The organism is Candidatus Zixiibacteriota bacterium (assembly GCA_014728145.1).
GTDB lineage: Bacteria > Zixibacteria > MSB-5A5 > JAABVY01 > JAABVY01 > WJMC01.
Window position 1 is genome coordinate 1 of sequence record WJMC01000142.1, and the last position, 3,261, is coordinate 3,261.

General features: G+C 45.5%; 2 protein-coding genes. Both read left to right on the forward strand.

What is annotated here, in order from left to right; all coding sequences use genetic code 11:
* The coding region (locus GF404_08415) for a GHKL domain-containing protein (GenBank protein ID MBD3382206.1) at positions 1 to 1,431 on the forward strand (1,431 nt) is incomplete at its 5' end.
* 49 nt (positions 1,432 to 1,480) lie between these two features.
* Entirely contained in the window at positions 1,481 to 2,863 is a 1,383-nt protein-coding gene (locus GF404_08420) for a response regulator (protein MBD3382207.1), read from the forward strand.
* Positions 2,864 to 3,261: the final 398 nt, after the last annotated feature.

Sequence of the window (3,261 nt, forward strand, 5' to 3'; positions counted from 1 at the left end):
AATCGCATTATTGCGGCCGAGATATGCTATCCAGCTCTGTTACCCGCATGGCAAAACAACAGGTTTCTTTTATCTCATCCACTCGAATTCACTGATCCGTATCCACTCGGAGATCTCAACCGGCCCGGCCTCAGGGATTCACTCAAAAGCAGTAAGTACTATATTTCTGAAATCGACACCGGAGTTAATCTGATCAAGCGCATTGAACTAAGCCAGGAAATCAATTATATGTGGCATTCTTTCTATCAATCTCAGGACTCATGTTTATTCGTTCACTATCTGTCGGGCAAGCTCGATGTTTTCGACCGGGACTTTAACCTAATCGCAAGTTCGGTACTCGGAAATAGTATCCGATATATCGATATAATTGATTTTAGAGATAAAGGGCGGTGCTATGTTTACTCTGACGGTATTTATGATAGTACTTTTGCAAAACTCGTCCACTTCCCGTTCAGGATTAAAAGATTTTACAAGCTCCAGACTCTGCCGGGAGACAACCTGTATCTAATCAACGGTACCCAGCGTTACCAGATAATCAGGATAACGAAAAACAGCCTTATAAACCTGTTAACAACATTTGTAATCCAAAATCGGGCTTATTTTTTCACCGCCCTGCCGGCGCTTTTGATCATCCTGTTAGTAACCAACTATTACCGTCATAAGAACCGCAGAAACCTCATAAAAGTAGCCCGGCAGAAAAAAGAACTGGAGAAAGCCCATGAAGAACTGCGTAAAGCCCAGGAGACTATTATCGCCCAGGAGAAGTATCGACAGGCCAGAGATATCGCCGGCGGTTTCGCGCATGAGATCAGAAACGCCCTGACGCCATCAAAAAATGTGATCTACAAGCTCAGCCGGGCAAGTGAAAACCAGTTGCGCGACAGCAAGTGGATCGGGCAGATAACCGACATCCTCAATCGAGCGACCGACCGCGCGATACAACTTACCAAAACGATCTCGCAGTATACCAGCCTGGAAACGATCCCGCCTCCGAAACCAGTCAATATCGCGAAAGTGATCGAAGATGTGCTCGATTATAACAGTAAAAAAATCGAACAGTCAGGAATAAATGTCAAGCTGGAAGCAGAACCTCAGCTCCTTATCGAAAGTAACTATGAGCAGATGTTTATCGTGCTCAATAATCTCGTTACGAATTCGCTTGAGGCCTTGACGGGAACGGATAATCCATCTATATTAGTTGAAACCAGACATCGCGGTGGAAAAACAGAAATCGAAATCAGGGATAACGGGTCCGGAATCGAACCAGATAACCTGGACCGAATCTTCGAGATTTTCTATTCCACCAAACCCGACACTGGTACCGGTCTGGGTCTTGCTATCGTCAGGAAAATCGTTGAAGCATACAATGGAAAAATCATTGTAAACAGTTCCCCGGGTGATGGGACTGCTTTTTTGATCATGTTTGAATAGCGCAATACGCTTAAAACTACATACCAGTTAACCTGTTTTGGAGAGTACCATGAGCGACAACAATGGATACAGGCTTCTTTTAGTCGATGATGACTCCGAGGTGCTCAACAGCCTCGAATTTATGCTCAAGGACGATTACGACCTGGTCTGCGCCTCTTCAGGTCGGGAAGCAGTTGAGTGCGTGAAAAGCGATGATTCTATCGCGGTGGTGGTGATGGATATCAAGATGCCTCGTATGGATGGCAAAGAGTCGGCCGATCATATCACCAGATTGAAACCCGAATTGAATATTATCTTTCATACCGGTTTTCCAGGCCAGTACGATGAAGAAGAAATCGACCACACTTTCAAGCCCTTTGGATATGTAGAAAAAGGCGCGTCACCATGTAGCCTGGAACGTGAAATCCGCAACGCCTTTGAAAATTATGTTGCCAGGCAGATGAATAAACAGCCAGTTCTGGCCCGGGGCTCCCATTTCAACATGATCGGTGATTCCCCCAAAATGCAGGATGTCTATAACCTGATTAAACGGGTTGCACCGAGTGACACTACAGTATTGATTACCGGCGAAACCGGTACCGGCAAGGAGCTGGTCGCGCATGCGCTCCATCACGCCAGTTTGCGCTGGGAACAACCTTTCATCAAGATCAATTGTGGTGCAATCACCGAATCTTTGACCGAAGCGGAGTTGTTCGGCCATGAGAAAGGGGCTTTCACTGATGCTAAAGAACGGAAAATCGGCCCGATCGAACAGGCCGACGGCGGGAGCCTGTTTTTGGACGAGATTACCGAGATGACATTATCACAGCAGAAGAGGTTTTTACATGTTCTCGAAGATCGCGAGATCAGCCGAGTGGGAGGTAGCAATCAGGCTATCAAAGTCGATGTTCGCGTTATCTCAACCTCCAATCGCGATCTTGAAAAAAGTGTGGAGGAGGGAGAATTTCGCCGCGATCTGTTCTACCGGATCCACACAGTCAGAATCAAAATGCCCTCACTGGCTGAAAGAATCGAGGACATTCCTGACCTGGTCAGATTTTTCTGCGACTCTTTCTGCCGTGAGCACAATATGCAACCACGAATATTCAACCAGTCCGCTACGGATTACCTCACCAGTTGTGAATGGCCGGGAAACGTTCGTCAACTCAAATACGTGGTGGAAGCAGCCACACTGCAAACTCCTTCGGGGCTGATAAAAGCTGATGACCTCAAGAAATTTGTTGGAAACGGTTTTCAGGTGGATCATGAAAAGCCTCATCAGGGCATGGCTGAACGTGTGCAGAACTTCAAACGGTATTTGATCTTCGATGCAGGATTTCGAAGCCGTGGCAATATCAACGCCGCCGCGCGTTTCCTTAATGTAGATTCTTCCAACCTTCGTCGCATGATCAAGGAATTCGGTATTGATTTCAAACGTTTTGCTGATAATTGATCGGGATGGTTTTAGCTTCAGATAAACATTAAACCTCTGTCATCAATACACCCCCTTTGATCCGACAGGGGTGTCACAAGCACCACTCCACCTGATTCCTTCAAAGCTGTATATCATCAATAAATATCTGTCCTCCATTGACTTGTTAAAATCTCATCACTCTGGCATCCCATTTGGATAATAAATAGTTAAAAGACCTTTACCGGGTGATGGTCAAGAGACTAATAGCAAAAAACACCATAGTAGCAAGGGAGGTGATATGAAAAGGGATTAGTCCTGTCGAATCTCAACATGATTCTGAAATGGAAACTGAACGAAAAGTGATTTGAGACACAAGTCATTTTGATTGACACCAGATTTAACAAAACAACTATTAGGAGTGCAACAATGTCCACTAT